Source organism: Mycobacterium sp. IS-3022, assembly GCF_001500065.1.
Lineage (GTDB): Bacteria > Actinomycetota > Actinomycetes > Mycobacteriales > Mycobacteriaceae > Mycobacterium.
This window is the reverse complement of sequence record NZ_LQIN01000023.1, coordinates 398229-416083: the sequence shown is the minus strand read 5'-3', so window position 1 is coordinate 416083 and position 17855 is coordinate 398229. Positions and strand designations below refer to the sequence as shown.

Sequence of the window (17855 nt, the reverse complement as noted above, 5' to 3'; positions counted from 1 at the left end):
GTTCTCCTGTCAGAGGATGGCCAGTTCCTTCGGGAACCGGGTAAGCAAGTCGGAGGTGTCGTCTTGGGAGCCCGCCACTACGAGCGTGTCCTCGATGCGGACACCGCCACGGTCGGGCAGATAGACACCGGGTTCCACGGTCACCGCGGAGCCAGCAAGCAGTGTACCGGCGGCCGCCGCGTTGATCCCCGGCGCTTCGTGGATCTGCAGACCCACCCCGTGCCCGAGCCCATGTCCGAAGTTGTCGGCATAGCCGGCATCGGCGATGACGCGACGCGACGCTGCGTCGACCTCCTTGAGCGACACCCCGGGCGCGAGCGCCTCCCGGCCGGCGCGTTGTGCGGTGGCGACCAGTTCGTAGAGGTCGCGCTGCCACTGCGCGGCCGGTGCGAGCACGAAGGTCCGGGTCATATCCGAGTGGTAGCCGCTGACCAGCGCGCCGAAGTCGATCTTGACGAAGTCACCTGCGCCCAGCACCGCGTCGGTGGGCCGGTGATGCGGGATCGCCGAGTTCGGCCCGGCCGCCACGATCGTCTCGAACGATGCGCCGTCGGCGCCGTGCTCGAGCATCAGCGACTCGAGCTCACGACTGACCTCCTTCTCCGTCCGGCCCACCCGCAGTCCGCCGCCGTCGACGAGATCCCGCAATGCCGCGTCGGCGGCCTCGCACGCCAGCCGCAGCAGCGCGACCTCCCCCGCGTCCTTGACTTCGCGAAGCGCCTCGACCGTGCCGGCGGCGCGCACCAGCTCGGTCTGCTCTCCGGCGGCAGCGGTCAGCGCGGAGAACGCGTCGACGGTCACCACGTGACTCTCGAAGCCGAGCCGACGCACCCCGTCGGCGGCGGCACGCCGCACGAGGTGCGGTCCGCAGGCCCGCTCGATGACGATCTCGGCGTCCGGTGCCTGCTGCGCCGCCTGCGTGCGGTAGCGGCCGTCGGTGGCCAGCACCGGCGTTTCCGCGTCCTTCCCGTCCACCCGGATGAGCAGGGCGGCGTTGGAGCCGGTGAACCCGCACAGATACCGCACGTTGACCAGATCCGAAACCAGCATCGCGTCGACCCCGGCGCTGGCGAGGCGCTCGCGCAACCGGTCTCGGCGCTGTGAAATAGTCACGGTCGATGACGCTACTCGCTAAGGTGAGGCCCCATGAGTAAGTGGTTGCTGCGCGGACTGGTGTTCGCGACCCTGATGGTGATCGTGCGATTGCTGCAGGGAACGCTGATCAACGCGTGGGAAACCAAGGCAGGGCTGATCAGCGTCGTGCTGGTGGTGCTGTTCGCGATCGCCGCGTTTGTCTGGGGGGTGATCGACGGCCGGGCCGACGCCCGCGCCAACCCGGACCCGGACCGCCGCGGCGACCTGGCGATGGTCTGGCTGCTGTCGGGCCTGTTCGCCGGGATCGTCAGCGGCGCGGTGGCGTGGTTCATCGGACTCTTCTACAAGAGTCTCTATGTCGAGGCGCTCCTCAACGAGGTCACCACGTTCGCGGCGTTCACCGCGCTGGTGGTGTTCCTGATGGCGATCGCAGGTGTGGCGCTCGGCCGCTACCTCATCGACCGCAAGGCCGACCAGACACCGCATCTGCACCACGCCCACGATGACGAGCGCGCCGACACCGACGTGTTCGCCGCCGTCGGCCGTCAGGACGCCGACGGGTCCACCGAAGCCGCGCCCCGCGACGACCGCGTGTAGCCGACATCGGCCAAATACCGCAGAGCCAGCACATAGCCCTGCACGCCGAGGCCGACGATCACGCCGGTGGCCACCGCGCTCAGGTACGAGTGGTGCCGAAATTCCTCGCGGGCGTGCACGTTCGAGATGTGCACCTCGATCAGCGGCGCACGCAGTTCCGTGCACGCGTCGCGCAGCGCCACCGATGTGTGGGTCAGCGCACCGGCATTGAGGATCACCGGATCTCCCGCGTCGGCGGCGGCGTGAATCCAGCCGAGCAGGTCGGCCTCGCTGTCGCTCTGGCGCACAACGGCTTTCAGGCCCAACTCCTCGGCCTCACGCTCGACGAGCGCGACCAGTTCGTCGTGCGTGGTGCTGCCGTACACGTCGGGTTCGCGGCGGCCCAGCCGACCGAGGTTGGGGCCGTTGAGGATCAGCACCGTTGCGGTCATGACGCCACCGCTCCTATTTCTGCGTATGCCGCCGCAAGAAGTGACGGATCTGGACCCTCCAGACGTCCCGGCTTGCCGAGGCCGTCGAGTACGACGAACCGCAGCACGCCCGCGCGGGTCTTCTTGTCTCCCGCCATGGTCTCCAGCAACTCGGGGAACGCGTCGGCGTCGTAACTGACCGGCAGGCCGAGCGCGGTGAGCACCGTCCGGTGCCGGTCGGCGGTTTCGTCGTCGAGTCGGCCCGCGAGCCGGCCGAGTTCGGCGGCGAACACCAGCCCCACCGACACGGCCGCGCCGTGTCGCCACTGGTAGCGCTCGCGGCGTTCGATCGCATGCGCCAGGGTGTGGCCGTAGTTGAGGATCTCGCGCAGTTGCGATTCCTTCTCGTCGGCGGCGACCACCTCGGCCTTGACCGCGATCGCGCGCCGAATCAGCTCGGGCAGCACGGTTCCGGTGGGATCCAGCGCGGCTTCGGGATCGTTTTCGATCAGGTCCAGGATGGCCGGGTCGGCGATGAAACCGGCCTTGACGATCTCGGCCATGCCTGCGACGAGTTCGTTGCGTGGCAGCGTCTCCAACGTGGCGAGGTCGACGAGCACGGCGGCGGGCTGGTGGAAGGCGCCGACCAGGTTCTTGCCCGCGTCGGTGTTGATTCCGGTCTTCCCGCCGACGGCGGCGTCCACCATGGCGAGCAGCGTGGTCGGCACGTGCACGATGTCGATTCCGCGCAGCCAGGTGGCGGCCGCGAACCCTGCGACGTCGGTGGCCGCTCCGCCGCCGAGGCTGACGATCGCATCCCTGCGGCCGATGCCGATGCGGCCCAGCACTTCCCAGATGAACCCGACGACCGGCAGGTCCTTGCCTTTCTCGGCGTCGGGAATTTCGATGCGGTGTGCGTCGATGCCGGTGTCGGCCAACGTATTCCGGATGAGCTCCGCCGTCTGCGCGAGTACGGGCTGGTGCAGGATCGCGACCTTGTGCCTACCCTCGAGGGCACGTTGCAATTCGCCGAGCAGGCCGGTGCCGATGATGACGGGGTAGGGCGGATCGACGAGTACGTCCATGGTGACCGGGTCGGTGTGTTCAGTCACGGTTTGCCTTCATGTTTCGGGCGGCGACCGCCGCCGGTGACGGCGGCGCCTCGGTGCTGGGTTCGGCGGTGAGCGCCGACGGTCCGCGGCGCCAGGGTGGGCGACGCTTGCGCCGCTGCGGGTTGGGTGCGCCGGGGTTCTCCAGCCGGGTGACGATGTAGCGCACCACCGCCCCTGGGTTGCGCCGGTTGGTGTTGACCCGGATCGTCGCCACCTTCCGGTACAGCGGAACCCGTTGCGACATCAGCCTTTTGAACTTCTCGTCGCGGTCGGCGCCCGCCAGCAGCGGACGTACCGTGCTGCCGCCGGTCCGGCGCACTCCCTCGGCGGCGCTGATCTCCAGGTAGATCACCGTGTGGCCGGCCAGCGCCTCGCGCACACCCGCCGTGGTGACCGCGCCCCCGCCCAACGACAGCACCCCGTCATGGGTCTGCAGCGCCGACCGGACGACCTCCTCCTCGATCCGGCGGAACTCCTGCTCACCGTCGGTGGCGAAGATGTCGGCGATCGTGCGGCCCGTGGTCTCCTCGATCGCGGCGTCGGTGTCGAGCAGCGAGAGTCCGAGCGCCTTGGCCAGCCGCCGCCCGATCGTCGACTTGCCCGACCCGGGCAAGCCGACCAGTACCGCGCGGGGCGCCATCAGCCCGAGGCCTGCACCGGTCGCGCCGCCGGCTCACGGTCGCGCACCGCTCGCAAGTAGTTGTCGATGTTGGCCCGCGTCTCGGTCAGCGAATCGCCGCCGAACTTCTGCAGCGCCGCCCGTGCCAGCACCAGCGCCACCATGGTCTCGACGACCACGCCGGCGGCGGGCACCGCGCACACGTCGGAGCGTTGATGGATCGCGACGGCCTCGTCGCCGGTGTCCATGTCTACCGTCGCCAGGGCCCGCGGCACGGTGGAGATCGGCTTCATCGCCGCGCGCACCCGCAGCGGCTGGCCGTTGGTCATTCCGCCTTCCAAGCCGCCCGCCCGGTTCGTCGAGCGCATCACTCCGTCGGGGCCGGGGTACATCTCGTCGTGGGCGACGCTGCCGCGTCGGCGCGCGGTCTGGAAGCCGTCGCCGATCTCGACACCCTTGATCGCCTGGATGCCCATCACCGCGGCGGCGAGTTGGCTGTCGAGCCGGTTGTCGCCGCTGGTGAACGACCCCAGCCCCACCGGAAGGCCGTTGGCGACGACCTCGACGACCCCGCCGAGCGTGTCGCCGTCCTTCTTAGCGGCCTCGATCTCGTCGATCATGGACTTTTCCGCCTTCTCGGCATACGCGCGGACGGGGCTCGCGTCGATCGCGGCGAGGTCGGCGGCCTGTGGCGGCGGCCCGTCGTACGGGTCTGAGGCCCCGATTGAGATGACATGGGACAGCACCTCGACGCCGAGCGCCTCTTTGAGGAACGCGCGGGCGATCGTGCCGGCGGCCACGCGGGCCGCGGTCTCGCGCGCGCTGGCGCGTTCGAGCACCGGACGGGCATCGTCGAAGCCGTATTTGAGCATCCCCGCGTAGTCGGCGTGTCCGGGTCGCGGCCGGGTCAGCGGCGCGTTGCGCGCGACGTCGAGCGCGGCGGGATCGACGGGGTCCGGTGCCATCACGGTTTCCCACTTCGGCCACTCGGTGTTGCCGATCTCGATCGCGATCGGGCCGCCCAGCGTGACGCCGTGCCGGACCCCGCCCAGCATCGTGACCTGGTCCTGCTCGAACTTCATCCGGGCGCCGCGGCCGTACCCGAGACGACGGCGGGCCAGTTGCCCGGCGATGTCGTCCGAGGTGACGTGCACTCCCGCGACCATGCCTTCGACCACGGCCACCAAGGCGCGGCCGTGGGATTCACCAGCAGTGGTCCATCGCAACACGCGTCCCATCTTCCCACGTCGACCGCCCGGCCCCGAATCAGCCGATCACCAGCCCGTCGAGGATGCGGCCGAGTTCGGCGGCCGCGTGCCGATGCGCGGTCTTCTGGTCTTTCGCGCGGGCGACGATCATCGCCATCTCGCACAGCGCGCCAAACAAGAAATGTGCCAGCGGCCCTGGTGGCCGCCTGGCGATCCGACCGGCGTCGACCGCGCGCGTGATGGCCGCTTCCATCATCTCGAGCAGCGGCGCCTCGAGGCGGCGCATCTGCTCCCAGCCCAGCGCGCCGAACGCGTCGCGCAACACGATCCGCTGCAGTCCTGGCTCAAGGCACTCGTCGAGGAACGCCCGACACGCGGCCGCGAACCCTTCCCACGGATCCTTCCTCCGCGAATAGGCCTCCACCAGCGGCGCCGCCAGGCGTTCGATCTCCCGGCTGAACACCGCCTCGAACAGCCGGCGCTTGCCTTCGAAGTGGTGGTAGACGGCGCCCTTGGTCACCCGGGCGCGAGCCGCGACCGCGTCCAGCGAGGTCGCCTCGTATCCGTCCTCGGCGAACAATGCGCGTGCCGCGTCGACCAGCGCGGCGGTGGTCGCCTCGGTGCGCTCCGCCTGTGTACGCCTTGCGCCCTTCGTCGCCACCGCCGAACGATAACCGGTCACAGGTCCGCAGGCTCGAGCACGATCAGCGGTGGCTCCCGATGCATCCGAACCATCGCGCGCTGGGTGAGTGGCCAGCGGTTGACAGCCCGATTCGACTGCTGGGCAAGCCTTTTGTCGTTCACAACACTCCGTATACGCGATAGTCGACGTGGTTGGGCGAGAGAACGTTGTAACCCAGCGCGACAACCTCGCTGAGCCATGCATAGCGCTCATCGGCGGTGGCGAACCTGGGCGTCGTTCGCACGTAGGTCTCGTCGAACGGAAGGGCCTCACCGCGTGCCAGCCGCTCGAGTCCGTCCGCGGGAACCTTGATGATGCCGGCGCTCTCGAAGTGGATGAGCACACCGTCATGGGTGCGCAGTGTGACACGGACATCGACCCGGCCGGACCCGTCGTCGCCGACGAGGAGCCAGTCCCCGCCGCCGGGCAGCACTTCTCCCTGCAGCCGTGGCCCGTCGATGGTTCCACCGTCAGCGATGAATGTCATCCGGACGCCGGTGGGTGTCGGGATGGGTTGGGCTGGTTGAAGATCGACATGCATGTCGAAGAGGTGCTCGACGGGCAAGGCGTCGACGAGCGGTAGCTGGTCGACCGCGGCCGCCGTCACGCGCCGGTCCCGTTCATCGAGGTCCTCATCTGAGCCGAGTCGACGAACGAGTCCTTGCGTGCGACGAGCCCCTCGCGCGAGACAACCACCACATCGAGGCAGTCAAAGCGCACACCACCGGAGATCAACGCCCAATCGAGTATCCAGTGGGCATCGCCGTAGAGCACCCGATAGATCTCGAAGGTGAAGTCCGGGAACTGCTCGAAGAACGCCGCGAATGCCGCGCGCGCATTGTCACGCCCGACGACCGGCTCCGCGCCCACATGTGTCCAGAACAGGGTGTCCTCGGTATGCAACCCAGCGATCGCGTCCGGATCGCGTTTCGCCCACGCGGCGAAATACCGCTCCGATAGGGCCTTCAGGTCCCCAGTTTGCATACTCACAGTATGCATTAACCTACTTCAAGTATGCAACTGCAAACATGCTCGCCTTGCCTGACATCAGAGCGTCACCAGCGCCATCGCGGTTGCCGCTGCCAGGCACATCGAAAGCCCGTGTGGGACAGTGGCTTCCGGATGCCGAGCCACGACGAGGGCCCACGCGGTCGTGATCAGTGACGCTCCCATCGCCGCCAGCATCCACACGTCGATACCGAACGCACCCGTCAGCGCGCCGACTCCGATTGCGAGTTTGACGTCGCCCGCACCCATCGCCTCCGGTGCGAGCAGATGCACCGTCACGTAGACGGCGAACAGCGCGGCGGCACCGGCGAGCGCCGGAAGCCCGCGATCTGCCATGGCCGCAGTGGTGAGAACGGCGAGCGCACCCGGCATGGTCAGCCAGTTCGGTAATCGCCGCTCTCGGAGGTCACAGACGCACAGCGCCGCGAACCACGCCAGCGCCGCGGCGCACGCCACTCCCCCCATTTACGAAGGCTAACCCTCGCGCAGTACGCCCGCAGTCACCGAATTGGGCCACCGACTTGCACCGAAAGGCTCAGCGCACGTCGAGCGCCGCCGCCATCGCTTCGCGAGGTGCCGGGCGACCGGTGAACTGCTCGACCTGAGCGAAGGCCTGGTGAAGCAGCATCTGCAGACCACTGATGACGCGCCCGCCGGCGTCCAGCACCGCCGCGGCCAACGCCGTCGGCCACGGATCGTAGATCGCGTCGAGCACAAGCGGGACTGCCGCGAACGCGGATGCGTAGCGTGCGGCCGCATCGGCGGGAATGGTGTTGATCATCAGGTCCGCGTCGACGACCGCGCTGCGCAGGTCGGGGCCGTCGACGTCACACCACCGGGCGTCGGCACCCAACCGCGTCGCCAGATCCACCAGCGGCGCGGCCTTGTCGGGGTTCCTGGCCGCCACAGTCACCCGCTGCACCCCGAGCTCTGCCAGCCCGACGACCGCCGCCGGTGCCGTGCCCCCGGAACCCACCACGATCCCGTGCCCGGCCGTCACGTCGCCCAAGGCTCCTGTCACACCGTCGATGTCGGTGTTGTCAGCTCTCCAGCCCGCCGGTGTCCGGACCAACGTATTCGCCGAGCCGACGAGTTCGGCGCGGGTGGTGCGCTCGTCGGCGACCTGCAGCGCCGCGAACTTGCCGGGTTTGGTCACCGATACGCCGACCCAGTCGGGACCGAAACCGGTGACCAGGCCCGGCAATTGCTCGGCCGTGCACTCGATTCGCTCGTAGGTCCAGTTGTCCAGGCCCAGCGCACGGTAGGCCGCGAGGTGCAGCTGCGGCGAGCGGGAGTGTGCGATGGGCGAACCGAGCACCGCCGCCCTACGGCGTGCGCTCATCGCGCGGAATCGAGCACACCGTTGCGCTGGGCCAGTTCGATGTTCGCGAGGTGCTCCTGGTAGTCCCTGGTGAACAACGTCGTGCCCTGCATGTCGATGGTGACGAAATACAGCCAGTCCCCCGGCGCAGGCTGCTCGGCGGCCGCCAGCGCCGCTTGGCTCGGCGAGCAGATCGGGGTCGCCGGAAGCCCGGGCCGGACATAGGTGTTCCACTGGTTGTGTTGCGCGCGGTCGACGTCGGTGGTGGCCACCTCGATGCGGTCCAGCGGGTAGTTGACCGTGGAGTCGAACTCGAGCGTGCGGTTCTCGGCCAGCCGGTTGTAGATGACGCGCGCCACCTTGGCGAAGTCCTCGGGTGTCGACTCCCGCTGCACCAGCGAGCCCACGGTCAAGATCTGATACGGCGACATCTTCATGGCCGCGGCCGTCTCGAGCAGCCCACCGTTCGCGTATTGCATTGCGCTGGCGGAAATCAGGTTCGACAGGATCTCCTGCGGCTGCGCCGACGGGTCGATGTTCCACGTGCCCGCGGCGATCAATCCCTCGAGGCGGCGATGGTCGGCTCCCATCGCGGTGACGGGCTCGATGGCCCAGTCGGGCACCGCCAGCGCCGCCGGCGCGACGGTTCCGGCCACCCGCTTCAGCGCGTCCGACGACACACAGTGGCGCTCGCCGTCAAGGTCGACACACGTCGCGCGGGAGATCAGGCTGAGAATGCCGTCGGTGACGGCGTCGGTCTTCACGTCACGGACATCGTCGAGCTGACGTCCCTCAGGGATGGTGAGCTTGCCGACCCGGTTCTGCGGATCCGCCAGCCGCTCAACGGCGTTGGCCGCCGGAATCTCGGTGCGCAGCTTGTAGAAGCCGGGCTGGATCGCCGAGATCGCGTCGTTGCCCTCGGCGGCGTCGACGAATGCGCTGGCCGTCGCGACGATGTTGTGCTCCTGCAACGTCTTGCCGATCGCGGTGGTGGAGTCGCCGTCGTGTACCTGGATCACCACATCGGCGACACCGCCGCCGGTGAAGTCATTGCCGCCGAACAACGAGTGCCACAGTTTCGAGCCGAGGAACACCGCGCCGACGACGACCACGATCAGCAGGCCGACCGCCAAGCTGCCCGCCAGGCGACGCCTGCGCCGGTTCCGCGCCTGCCGTATCCGGTCCGCGCGGGTCGTCCGGCGCCGCGGTGGGCCGACCGCAACCGGTTCGGCCCGTTCGCGGCCCCAATGGTCAGTCATCCACGACCTCTCCGTGCGCGGCGCGGTCCACTTCCGCCCCTCGTGTCCCCGGCGCCGCTCGCCGCTGGTCCAGCCAGTTCTGCAGAATCCCCACCGCTGCCGCTTGATCGATGACCGAACGCTGGCCCCTGCCCCGAACGCCGGCCTCCCGCAACGAGCGTTGAGCCACCACGGTAGTGAGTCGTTCGTCCGCGAGTCGCACGGGTGTCGGCGCGATCCGCGCGGCGAGCGCATCGGCAACCGCGACGGCGTCTTGAGCGGAGGACCCGGAACGGTCGGCGAGCGTGCGGGGCAACCCCACGACGACCTCCACTGCGCCTAGGTCTTGGACCAACCCGGCGAGTCTTCGGATGTGCCGGTCGGAGTCCTTGCGCCGGTCCCGCGCGACGGTCTCGACCGGCGTGGCGAGGATGGCGTCCGGATCGCTTGCGGCCACCCCGATGCGCACGCTGCCGACATCGATGCCGATCCGTCGACCGCGTCCCGGGTCCGGCGGGTTCAGGGCACCTCCTGGCCGATCCGGCCGACGGTCGCCCGCTGCTCGTCGCGCAAGCGGCTCATCGCCGGCATGTGTGGCGTTCACGCGGCTAGCTCCGGTGAATCTCTGCGCGCAGCGCGGCCAATGCCGCGTCGATTCCTGCCGCCCCTCTACCGGAACCCTGTGCCAGATCGGCCTTGCCGCCGCCACGGCCGTTGACCGGCGCGCCCAAGTGCTTGACCAGGTCGTCGGCCCGCAGACCGAGGTCTTGCGCCGCCGGGTTGACCGCCACCACGAACGGGACGGTGTCGTTGTCGCCCTCGCCGATCAGCGCGACGACGGCGGGGTCGACGCCGAGCTTGCCGCGGATGTCGCCGACCAGCGTGCGCAGATCACCGGCCGACATCCCACCGGCCATCCGCTGCGCCACGAGACGGACCTTACCGACAAGTTCCGCGCCCGCGGCGGCATTTGCTGCGGCGGCGCGCGCGTTCGCCAGGCGCAGCCGGTCCAACTCCTTCTCGGCCGCTCGCAGCCGTTCGACCAGATTCGCCACCCGCTCAGGCACCTCGTCGGACGGCACCTTCAGCGACGACGCGAGGCCGGCCATCAAGGCCCGCTCCTTGGCCAGGTGACGGAACGAGTCCAGGCCGACGTAGGCCTCGACGCGACGCACCCCGGAGCCGACCGACGACTCGCCGAGGATCGTCACCGGACCGATCTGCGCCGAGTTGTGCACGTGAGTGCCGCCGCACAGCTCCAGCGAGAACGGGCCGCCGATCTCCACCACGCGAACCTGATCGGGGTACTGCTCGCCGAACAGCGCCATCGCGCCCATCGCCTTGGCCTTCTCCAACTCCGTGGTGAACGAGTGCACCTCGTAGTCGGCCTCGACGGCTTCGTTGGTGACTTCCTCGATCTGGCTGCGTTGCTCCTCGGTGAGCGGACCCTGCCAGTTGAAGTCGAACCGCAGGTACCCGGGCCGGTTCAGTGAGCCGGCCTGAACCGCGTTCGGCCCCAACACCTGTCGCAGCGCGGCGTGCACCATATGAGTTCCGGAATGGCCCTGGGTCGCGCCGTGCCGCCATCGCGGATCCACTGCGGCGATCACCGTGTCACCCTCGACGAACTCGCCGGACTCGACGTTGACCCGATGTGCCCACAGGGTTTTCGCGATCTTCTGCACGTCGGTGACGGCGGCCTTCGCCGCGGTGGACGCGCCCGAACCGCTGATGGTCCCCTCGTCGGCGATCTGACCGCCGGACTCGGCGTAGAAGGGGGTGCGGTCCAGAATCAACTCGACCCGGTCCGGCTGCGGGCCACCGCCGTCGTGGGATACGACGGGCACCCGCTTGCCGTCGACGAAAATCCCCAGAATCCTTGCTTCCGAAGACAACTCGTCGAACCCGGTGAACTCGGTCGGTCCCGCGTCGACGAGGTCGCGGTACGCCGACAGATCCGAGTGCGCCTGCTTGCGTGCCGCGGCGTCGGCTTTGGCGCGGCGCCGCTGCTCGGCCATCAGGCCGCGGAAGCCCTGCTCGTCGACGGAGAGCCCGTGTTCGGCAGCCATCTCCAGCGTGAGCTCGATCGGGAAGCCGTAGGTGTCGTGCAGGGTGAACGCATCCGAGCCGGACAACACGGTGGCGCCCTTGGCTTTCGTCGCACTCGCCGCCTCGTCGAACAACCGCGAACCCGAGGCGAGCGTGCGGTTGAACGCGGTCTCCTCGGCCACGGCGATCCGCTCGATGCGGTCGAAGTCGGCCACCAGTTCCGGGTACGACGGACCCATCTCGTCGCGCACGGTGGCCATCAGATCGGCCATGATCGGCTGCTCGACGCCGAGAAGTTTGGCCGCGCGGATGATCCTGCGCAGCAGGCGGCGCAGCACATAGCCACGCCCCTCGTTGCCGGGGCTCACACCGTCGCCGATGACGATCGCCGCGGTCCGACTGTGGTCGGCGATGATTCGGTACCGCACGTCGTCGGAGTGGCTGCCTTGCCCGTATCCGCGGGGCGCGCGCTCCGCCATGAGGTCGATGACCGGGCGCACCAGGTCCGTCTCGTAGACGTTGTCCACGCCCTGCAGCAGACAGGCCACCCGCTCGATGCCCATGCCCGTGTCGATGTTCTTGCGCGGTAACGGGCCGAGGATCTCGAAGTCCTCCTTCGAGGTGCCCTGGCCGCGCTCGTTCTGCATGAAAACCAGGTTCCAGATCTCGATGTAGCGGTCCTCGTTGACGATCGGCCCACCCTCGGCGCCGTAGTCGGGGCCACGGTCGTAATAGATCTCCGACGACGGCCCACACGGCCCGGGGATGCCCATCGACCAGTAGTTGTCTGCCATTCCGCGGCGTTGGATGCGCTCCGGCGGCAGCCCGGCGACCTCCTGCCAGAGCGCTGCCGCCTCGTCGTCGTCCAGATAGACCGTGGCCCACAGGCGCGCCGGGTCGAGCCCGTAACCCCCTTCATCGACCGGGTTGGTCAACAGCGTCCAGGCGAATTCGATGGCGCCCTTCTTGAAGTAGTCGCCGAACGAGAAGTTGCCCGCCATCTGGAAGAAGGTGTTGTGCCGGGTGGTGATGCCCACCTCATCGATATCGGGGGTGCGGATGCACTTCTGAACGCTGGTGGCCCGACTCCACGGCGGCGCCTGCTGGCCGAGGAAGTAGGGCACGAACTGCACCATGCCGGCGTTGACGAACAGCAGATTGGGGTCGTCGAGGATCACCGAAGCGCTCGGCACCTCGGTGTGGCCCGCTTTCACGAAGTGATCGAGGAAACGCTTCCTGATCTCGTGTGTCTGCACGTCTGATACATCCTTGTAGTTTCGCTGGTACCTGCGACTATTCGACCGCACTACAGTACCGGTCGCCGTTGTCGCGCCGAAAAGTCAACGAACGGGCGTCGCTCCCGGTGCCCGGTCAGGTTCGATCGGCTGTCACCGCGCAGTGCCTCCTTCAGGCTGCGGCGATGAAGCTCAGGCGCACCTTACGGTGCGGGTTGTCCCGGTTGAGGTCGACGAGCACGATGCTCTGCCAGGTGCCGAGCAGCGGTTCGCCATCCTGCACGGGCAGGGTGACCGACGGCGACACCAGCGCCGGCAGGACATGGTCGGCGCCGTGGCCCGGTGAGCCGTGCGAGTGGCGGTAGCGGTCGTCACGCGGAAGTAGGCGTTCGAGCGTGTCGACGAGATCGTCATCGGATCCGGCGCCCGTCTCGATGATCGCGACCCCCGCGGTCGCGTGCGGTACGAACACGCTGCACAACCCGTCGCGGTGGCGGCCGCAGAAGGAGCGCACCGCATCGGTCAGGTCGACGATGCGGCGCTGGCCGGTCTCGATGTCGAGCACGTCGGAGTCCACGCATTCAAGGGTACGAGGCGCGTCGTCGATCGACCCGGACCGTTTATTGACGTCGGTGTCGGGGTATCTCACTGGCACCCCGAGACCCTGGAGGAACAATGACCATCACCGGCGTAATCACCGCCATCTTGATCGGCGCAGTCGTCGGCGTGCTCGCTCGCCTGCTCCTGCCCGGCAGGCAGCCCATCGGCATGCTGGTGACCGTTCTCGTCGGCATCGTGTCGGCGTTGATCGGCACGGCGATCGCCCGTGCGCTCGGCCTGCCCACGGCCACCAGCGGAGTCGACTGGATCGAGCTTCTCGTCCAGCTTGTCGTCGCCGTGATCGGTGTGGCCCTGGTGTCCGCGCTCATGGGCCGCAGGCGCACCGGCGTGATGGGCACGCGTCGTCGCGGCGGCGTCATCCGCTAGCCAATCTGCCCGTGCGATCCCGGCTGCTTCCCCCAGCAGCCGGGATCGCTTCTGTCACAGCGTTTTCAGCAGGTTGTCGAGCTTCTCGTAGCCTTCTTGCATGCCGCCCTCCATGCCGGACGACAGCAGCGCGTCGCGGGCCTCGACGTTCGGGCAGATGGACCGGCCGCGCAGCCTGCTGCGGCCGCCGCCGAGGTCCTCGAACCACATGTACTCGATGTTGACCAGATCGGGTGCGCCGTCGAATTCGAAGGTCTGCAGGATGAACTCGTTCTCGCGCACGGTGTGGAAGGTGCCGTTGAAGCGGTACTCCCCGCCCTCGTCCTTGTGCGAATAGCGGTAGCCGCCGTGGCTCTTGAAATCCCACTCCTCGATCGTCATCTCCAGCCCGTGCGGGCCCAGCCATTTCTTCATCAGGTCCGCCTCGGCGTGCGCGCGGAACAGGGCCTCGACCGGGGCGTCGAAATCACGGGTGAACTCCATCGCGAGGGTGTCGACGGGCGCGGTCAGGTTCAGGGCATTGGTCATTTCTCGGTTCCTTTCTCTTCGGTCATGTCCGCCAGCAGGGCATCGAGCCGGCGGTAGTTGCGTTCGGTGTCAAGCCGATACCGGTCGATCCATGCAGTCAGCCGCTCCAGCGCAGCCGCGTCCAGGTGGACCGGCCGTCGCTGCGCATCGCGGGTTCTGGTGACCAGGCCCGCCTGCTCGAGCACCTGAATGTGCTTGGACACCGCCTGTTTCGTGATGTCGAACGGTGCCGCCAGCTCGTTGACCGTGGCCGGCCCCCGCGACAGCTTCGCCACGATGGCGCGCCGGACAGGGTCGGCCAGTGCCAGGAAGGCGCGGTCCAGCCGGGCGTCTGCATCCCCATCACTCCTCAATTGTCAACCTTCTATTTGATCAACTGACTTATTGATTACCAATGTAGAAGCCCCTGCGCCAGGTGTCAAGGGGTTCTCTTTCTCGCGTTGAAGCCAGGGTTGTGACATGCGGGCGGACCGCAGCACGGGCACCCGTTGAATTGTTCGCGCTCCGGGAGGAAGCTAGGTAGATCCGGTGGCGCCACCGGGGCGCCGCCCCGACGCAGAGGGGTTGGATCCGTGTACGCACGCTCTACGACTATCGAGGCGCAACCGGGGTCCATCGATGCCGGAACAGCCTATGTCCGTGATGAAGTCATGCCGGCTCTTGAAGAAATGGATGGCTACGTCGGCCTGTCGATGTTGGTCGACCGGGAGTCCGGCCGCTGCATCGTCACCAGCGCCTGGGAAACCGAGGAGGCGATGCGCTCCAGCACGGAGAAAGCGGCTTCGCTTCGGGAACGGGCCGCGGAGATTCTCGGCGGCAGCGCCACGGTCGATCCATGGGAACTCGCGGTGCTGCACCGTGACCACCGCTCGACTGAGGGCGCCTGTGTGCGGGCCACGTGGCTGAAGCTGCCACCAAATCATGCCGACCGGGCCGTTGAGTTCTATCGGACGTCGGTGTTGTCGGCACTGGAAGACCTCGAAGGTTTCTGCAGCGCCAGCTTGATGATCAACCGCTCGTCGGGGCGCGGGGTGTCGTCGACGACGTTCGACAGCCGCGACGCCATGGAGCGTAACCGGGAGCAAGCGAGTGAACTGAGGAACGCGCGGACGCGAGAGTTGGGCGCCGACGTGATCGACGTCGGTGAATTCGAGCTCGCGATCGCGCACCTGCGGGTGCCTGAGCTGGTCTGACGCCATCAGCGCTTGCGGCGGATGATGGCGCGCAACTTGTCCAGGCGACCGGCGATGTCGCGTTCGTTGCCGTGGGTGGTCGGCTGGTAGTAGTCGACGCCGACGAGTTCATCGGGCGGATACTGTTGTGGCACAACGCCATCCGGGTCGTCGTGGGCGTACTTGTAGCCGATCGCGTTGCCCAGTTTGGCTGCGCCCGAGTAGTGGCCGTCGCGCAGATGTGGCGGTACCAGGCCCGCCTTGCCGGCTTTGATGTCGCTCATCGCCGCGCCCAGCGCCGTCGTCACCGCATTCGACTTCGGGGCCGTCGCCAGGTGGACGGTGGCGTGCGCCAACGTCAGTTGCGCCTCCGGCATGCCGATGAGTTGGACGGTCTGCGCGGCGGCGACCGCGGTCTGCAGCGCGGTCGGGTCGGCCATGCCGATGTCCTCACTGGCCAGGATCATCAGCCGCCGGGCCACGAAGCGCGGATCCTCCCCCGCCACCAGCATCCGGGCCAGGTAGTGCAGGGCGGCGTCGACGTCGGAGCCGCGGACCGACTTGATGAACGCACTGATCACGTCGTAGTGCTGATCGCCGTCTCGGTCGTAACGGACCGCCGCCTTGTCCAGTGACTGTTCGATGGTTTCGACGGTCACCTCGTCCCCGGCTTCAGCGGCCACCTCGAGCGCGGTCAGCGCTCGGCGGGCGTCACCTGCGGACAGTTGTACGAGGAGTTCGACGGCCTCGTCGGTGACCGTGACTGTGCCGCCGAGGCCGCGCGGGTCCTCGATGGCGCGACGGACCAGCGTGCGTACGGCATCGGCGCTGAGCGGCTGCAACTGCAGGATCAGCGACCGGGACAGCAGCGGTGCGACGACCGAGAACGACGGGTTCTCGGTCGTCGCGGCGACCAGTGCCACGACGCGGTTTTCGACGGCCGACAGCAGCGCGTCCTGCTGCGTCTTGGAGAAGCGGTGCACCTCGTCGATGAACAGCACGGTCTGCTCGCCGTAGGCCGCCGCGCGCCGAGCCACGTCGATGACCGCGCGGACCTCCTTCACGCCCGCCGACAGCGCGGACAGCGCTTCGAACCTGCGGCCGGTGGCCTGCGAGATCAGTGCCGCCAGCGTCGTCTTACCGGTGCCGGGCGGTCCGTAGAGGATGACCGAAGCCGCGCCGGAACCCTCGACCATCCGGCGCAGTGGTGAACCCGGTTGCAGCAGGTGATCCTGTCCGACGACCTCGTCGAGCGTCGCCGGACGCATCCGCACCGCCAGCGGTGCAGACGCCCCGACCGGCCCGACCGCGCTGGGGCCGGTATCGCCGGGGACATCGAACAGACCGTCGGACACGCCTTCTGCTTACCACCGTTTGCGCCGAACGTGGGTTACCCGCACGCGGCGTGCGCTCCGGACGTGTGTCGACCACAAACTCGAGCGCCTATGGGGGCGCGGTCACGAAGTCGATCAACTCCTCGACCCGGCCGATCAGTGCGGGCTCGAGGTCGGTCCAGTCGCGGACGCGGCCGCGGATGCGCTGCCAGGCCCTGGCGGTGTCGGCCTGCTGGACGGCGGGCCAGCCGAGCGCACGGCACACACCCTTCTTCCAGTCGACGCCCTTCGGCACGACGGGCCAGGCCTCGATGCCCAGCCGTTCGGGCTTGACCGCCTGCCAGATGTCGATGAACGGGTGGCCGACGACGAGCGTGTGCTCACCGCCGGGTCCTTGACGGACGGCGTGCGCGATGCGGGCTTCCTTCGAACCCGGCACCAGATGGTCGACGAGCACCCCGAGCCGGCGGCCCGGCCCCGGCCGGAAATCTTCGACGACGGCCACGAGATCGTCGACGCCGCCGAGATGCTCGACGACAACTCCCTCGATTCGCAGATCGTCGCCCCAGACCTGCTCGACGAGTTCGGCATCGTGTCGGCCCTCGACGTAAATGCGGCTCGCCAGCGCGACCTTCGCCCGTGCGCCGGGCACGGCGACCGAGCCTGACGCGGTGCGCGTCTGCTTCGGCGCCGTGCGTTTGGGCGCGGTGAGGATCACCGGTTTGCCGTCGATCAGGTAGCCCGGCCCGATGGGAAAGGGCTTGCGACGTCCGCGCCGGTCCTCCAACTCCATCCGGCCGTATTCGATGCGCACGACCGCGCCGACGTATCCGGTCTGGGCGTCTTCGACGACGAGCCCCATCTCCACCGGTTGCTCGCTGGAGCGGATCTTGCGATGGGGGTTGTGGGACAGGACATCGGAGCCATAGCGATCAGCCACCGGGTGATCGTAGGGTCACCTCCCCGAGCGAGCAGACGCAAAATGCGCTCGACACGCCGTAATCTCCGACACTTCGCGTCCGCTCACCCCGATGCAATGGCGCCGGAGTCCACCGACTGCCTCGTGCGCGAGACATTGCACCGGCGAACACTTCCCGGTGAAGGCGTGCTCGAATTGGCTGGGGTGGCGTCGTCAGCATCGAGATCCTCAGCGCTGAGCTGCGGGCGCGCCCGTTCGAGTCCGTGCTGCGCCGCGTGTACGAGGCGGGCGCATCGTTTTAACACTGAGTGGACGCTCAAACCCGCGCGACCGACCGCATA

General features: G+C 68.2%; 20 protein-coding genes and 1 pseudogene. 3 read left to right on the top strand and 18 right to left on the bottom strand.

Going from position 1 to position 17855, the window contains the following annotated elements:
- Positions 1–9 precede the first annotated feature (9 nt).
- On the bottom strand, positions 10–1113 hold the full coding sequence (locus AU188_RS16450; RefSeq protein ID WP_059164720.1) for a M24 family metallopeptidase: 1104 nt from the start codon (positions 1111–1113) through the stop codon (positions 10–12).
- A gap of 33 nt (positions 1114–1146) precedes the next feature.
- Between AU188_RS16450 and AU188_RS16445 the strand changes: the two genes are divergently transcribed.
- Positions 1147–1692, top strand: coding sequence for a B-4DMT family transporter (locus AU188_RS16445; RefSeq protein ID WP_059164719.1), 546 nt, complete (start codon positions 1147–1149; stop codon positions 1690–1692).
- Here the strand turns inward: AU188_RS16445 and aroQ are convergent.
- The 13 genes and pseudogenes from aroQ to AU188_RS16380 all read right to left on the bottom strand — a co-directional run bounded on the left by aroQ (position 1641) and on the right by AU188_RS16380 (position 13139).
- Entirely contained in the window at positions 1641–2123 is a 483-nt protein-coding gene (gene aroQ / locus AU188_RS16440; RefSeq protein WP_059164718.1) for a type II 3-dehydroquinate dehydratase, read from the bottom strand. The two genes, AU188_RS16445 and aroQ, sit on opposite strands and share 52 nt — an antisense overlap.
- A complete protein-coding gene (aroB, locus tag AU188_RS16435) occupies positions 2120–3187 on the bottom strand; it encodes a 3-dehydroquinate synthase (RefSeq protein ID WP_059164794.1) in 1068 nt (355 codons plus the stop codon). The genes aroQ and aroB overlap by 4 nt, the downstream gene beginning before the upstream one ends.
- Positions 3188–3347: 160 nt before the next feature.
- Positions 3348–3854: pseudogene (locus AU188_RS16430) on the bottom strand (shikimate kinase); the annotation flags it as partial.
- On the bottom strand, positions 3854–5062 hold the full coding sequence (gene aroC / locus AU188_RS16425; RefSeq protein ID WP_059164716.1) for a chorismate synthase: 1209 nt from the start codon (positions 5060–5062) through the stop codon (positions 3854–3856). The gene aroC and the pseudogene AU188_RS16430, both read right to left, overlap by 1 nt.
- A gap of 37 nt (positions 5063–5099) precedes the next feature.
- Positions 5100–5702 carry a TetR/AcrR family transcriptional regulator gene (locus AU188_RS16420; protein WP_059164793.1) on the bottom strand — a complete coding sequence of 201 codons (603 nt, stop codon included), beginning with the start codon at positions 5700–5702 and terminating at the stop codon, positions 5100–5102.
- A gap of 139 nt (positions 5703–5841) precedes the next feature.
- A complete protein-coding gene (locus AU188_RS16415; protein ID WP_059164715.1) occupies positions 5842–6330 on the bottom strand; it encodes a DUF3237 domain-containing protein in 489 nt (162 codons plus the stop codon).
- Positions 6327–6707 carry a nuclear transport factor 2 family protein gene (locus AU188_RS16410; protein WP_059164714.1) on the bottom strand — a complete coding sequence of 127 codons (381 nt, stop codon included), beginning with the start codon at positions 6705–6707 and terminating at the stop codon, positions 6327–6329. Before AU188_RS16410 ends, AU188_RS16415 begins: the two co-directional genes overlap by 4 nt.
- A 63-nt stretch (positions 6708–6770) precedes the next feature.
- Positions 6771–7187: a prepilin peptidase gene (locus tag AU188_RS16405; protein ID WP_286137520.1), complete on the bottom strand. Its 417-nt coding sequence runs from the start codon at positions 7185–7187 to the stop codon at positions 6771–6773.
- Between the two features lie 79 nt (positions 7188–7266).
- Positions 7267–8073 carry a shikimate dehydrogenase gene (locus AU188_RS16400; protein ID WP_059164712.1) on the bottom strand — a complete coding sequence of 269 codons (807 nt, stop codon included), beginning with the start codon at positions 8071–8073 and terminating at the stop codon, positions 7267–7269.
- Positions 8070–9311, bottom strand: coding sequence for an endolytic transglycosylase MltG (locus AU188_RS16395; RefSeq protein WP_059164711.1), 1242 nt, complete (start codon positions 9309–9311; stop codon positions 8070–8072). The genes AU188_RS16400 and AU188_RS16395 overlap by 4 nt, the downstream gene beginning before the upstream one ends.
- Entirely contained in the window at positions 9304–9894 is a 591-nt protein-coding gene (ruvX, locus tag AU188_RS16390) for a Holliday junction resolvase RuvX (protein ID WP_059164710.1), read from the bottom strand. Before ruvX ends, AU188_RS16395 begins: the two co-directional genes overlap by 8 nt.
- A 4-nt stretch (positions 9895–9898) precedes the next feature.
- Positions 9899–12595 (bottom strand): alanine--tRNA ligase, encoded by a 2697-nt coding sequence (gene alaS / locus AU188_RS16385; protein ID WP_059164709.1) that lies wholly within the window; start codon positions 12593–12595, stop codon positions 9899–9901.
- A 151-nt stretch (positions 12596–12746) separates the two neighbouring features.
- Complete coding sequence (locus AU188_RS16380) at positions 12747–13139, bottom strand: secondary thiamine-phosphate synthase enzyme YjbQ (protein WP_156426718.1); 393 nt, start codon at positions 13137–13139, stop codon at positions 12747–12749.
- 110 nt (positions 13140–13249) lie between these two features.
- Here AU188_RS16380 and AU188_RS16375 point away from each other — a divergent pair, with 110 nt between their 5' ends.
- Positions 13250–13561: a GlsB/YeaQ/YmgE family stress response membrane protein gene (locus tag AU188_RS16375; protein ID WP_059164707.1), complete on the top strand. Its 312-nt coding sequence runs from the start codon at positions 13250–13252 to the stop codon at positions 13559–13561.
- 54 nt (positions 13562–13615) lie between these two features.
- On the opposite strand, the gene AU188_RS16370 is transcribed toward AU188_RS16375, so the two are convergent.
- Both AU188_RS16370 and AU188_RS16365 read right to left on the bottom strand, forming a co-directional pair.
- Entirely contained in the window at positions 13616–14089 is a 474-nt protein-coding gene (locus AU188_RS16370; protein ID WP_059164706.1) for an SRPBCC family protein, read from the bottom strand.
- Positions 14086–14442, bottom strand: coding sequence for an ArsR/SmtB family transcription factor (locus tag AU188_RS16365; RefSeq protein WP_059164705.1), 357 nt, complete (start codon positions 14440–14442; stop codon positions 14086–14088). Before AU188_RS16365 ends, AU188_RS16370 begins: the two co-directional genes overlap by 4 nt.
- Positions 14443–14661: 219 nt before the next feature.
- Between AU188_RS16365 and AU188_RS16360 the strand changes: the two genes are divergently transcribed.
- Positions 14662–15282, top strand: coding sequence for an antibiotic biosynthesis monooxygenase family protein (locus AU188_RS16360; RefSeq protein ID WP_059164704.1), 621 nt, complete (start codon positions 14662–14664; stop codon positions 15280–15282).
- A gap of 5 nt (positions 15283–15287) precedes the next feature.
- Here the strand turns inward: AU188_RS16360 and AU188_RS16355 are convergent, their stop codons facing one another.
- Positions 15288–16616 carry a replication-associated recombination protein A gene (locus AU188_RS16355; protein ID WP_059164703.1) on the bottom strand — a complete coding sequence of 443 codons (1329 nt, stop codon included), beginning with the start codon at positions 16614–16616 and terminating at the stop codon, positions 15288–15290.
- A gap of 88 nt (positions 16617–16704) precedes the next feature.
- Positions 16705–17535, bottom strand: coding sequence for a DUF3097 domain-containing protein (locus AU188_RS16350; RefSeq protein ID WP_059164702.1), 831 nt, complete (start codon positions 17533–17535; stop codon positions 16705–16707).
- Between the last annotated feature and the right edge of the window lie 320 nt (positions 17536–17855).